Below are 1,288 nucleotides of genomic sequence, written 5' to 3'. Positions count from 1 at the left end.
TGGTGATAGAATAAAAAACGGAGAAGTTAAACATGGTATGTTCTTGAATCTGATATAATAAATTCATCAGAGAGGAAGAAGGTACTTATGGGAACAAAAAATAAGCAATATAGCGCAGAATTTAAACAAGATGCTGTTAACTATTATTATACGTCTGGTAAATCAATAAAACAAGTTGCTGAAGATCTCAAAGTCAGTCCATCAGGTCTTAATGGCTGGATTCAAAATGCCAAGAAGAATGATGGAATAGTAAATCATAGAGGCTCAGGTAATTATTCATCAGATGCAGAAAAAGAGATCGCAAAACTTCGAAAAGAACTTAAGGATAAAGAGGATGCACTTGAAATTCTAAAAAAGGCCATAGGCATACTGAACAAAAACTAACTGAATCAATATATATAGAGTTAAAAAATTCATCAAAAGAACGCCGAATTTCAGTTAACAGTGTGCTTAAAATACTAGGCGTTTCATCATCTGGATACTATGATTATCTGAAGCGTCAAGATTCAAAGCAAAAGGTTAGAAAAGAGCAGGTTAAACAAGAAATTACGGAGATATACAATGAATCGAGACAGATATACGGGGCACCCAAGATTACATCGATATTACAAAGTAGAGGCCATGTTATTGCTGAAAAAACAGTTGGTAATTATATGCGTGAACTAGGTATTAGAGCTATTTGGGTAAGCCCATATAGAAGAACGACAATAGATCCAGATTTTGATAATAAACTTAAAAATATTTTAGATAGAAAGTTTTCACCTGATGCACCAAATACAGTTTGGGTAACAGATATTACCTACATATGGACAGTTAGTGGATTTTTTTATTTGACAACAGTAATGGATCTATTTTCTCGAAAAATCATTGGTTGGCATCTGTCAGATACACTTTCCACAAAAGGTGTGCTGAAAGCTATAAAAAAAGCAAAATCTTATAGAAAGATAGATGCTCCAATAGTTATACATAGCGATAGAGGCGTGCAATACGTATCAAAGGCATATATTGATGCAACGCCAGCAGGCAATTTTATACGAAGTTATTCACGGAAAGGAAACCCTTGGGACAATGCTGTTATTGAATCTTTTCATGCTCTAATAAAAAGAGAGTGGCTTAATAGATTCGTCATAAGGAATATTAGCCATGCCCATGAACTTATTTTTGAATATATTGAGGCATTTTATAATACCACAAGAATTCACAGTCATTGCAATATGGCTTCACCACATGATTTTGAAAAAATAAATGCTGGTTAATCGATTCATGAATATATTAAGTTTTTGTTGTC

General features: G+C 33.3%; 2 protein-coding genes. Both read left to right on the top strand.

Annotation, left to right across the window (positions count from 1 at the left end):
• The first annotated feature begins 87 nt into the window (after positions 1-87).
• The gene (locus DES36_RS14635; RefSeq protein ID WP_113921959.1) at positions 88-384 is read left to right on the top strand and encodes a transposase; all 297 of its coding nucleotides are present in this window, start codon (positions 88-90) and stop codon (positions 382-384) included.
• An 8-nt stretch (positions 385-392) separates the two neighbouring features.
• Positions 393-1,256, top strand: a complete 864-nt coding sequence (locus DES36_RS14630; protein ID WP_113921958.1) for an IS3 family transposase — start codon at positions 393-395, stop codon at positions 1,254-1,256.
• The last annotated feature ends 32 nt before the right edge of the window (positions 1,257-1,288 follow it).

The sequence above is a fragment of the Alkalibaculum bacchi genome, assembly GCF_003317055.1.
Taxonomy (GTDB): domain Bacteria; phylum Bacillota; class Clostridia; order Eubacteriales; family Alkalibacteraceae; genus Alkalibaculum; species Alkalibaculum bacchi.
This window is presented reverse-complemented; position numbering and strand designations above follow the sequence as displayed.

Bases quoted from the DNA above. Each gene is read 5' to 3' on its own strand.
- DES36_RS14635 (WP_113921959.1), top strand. From the start codon at position 88: ATGGGAACAAAAAATAAGCAATATAGCGCAGAATTTAAACAAGATGCT.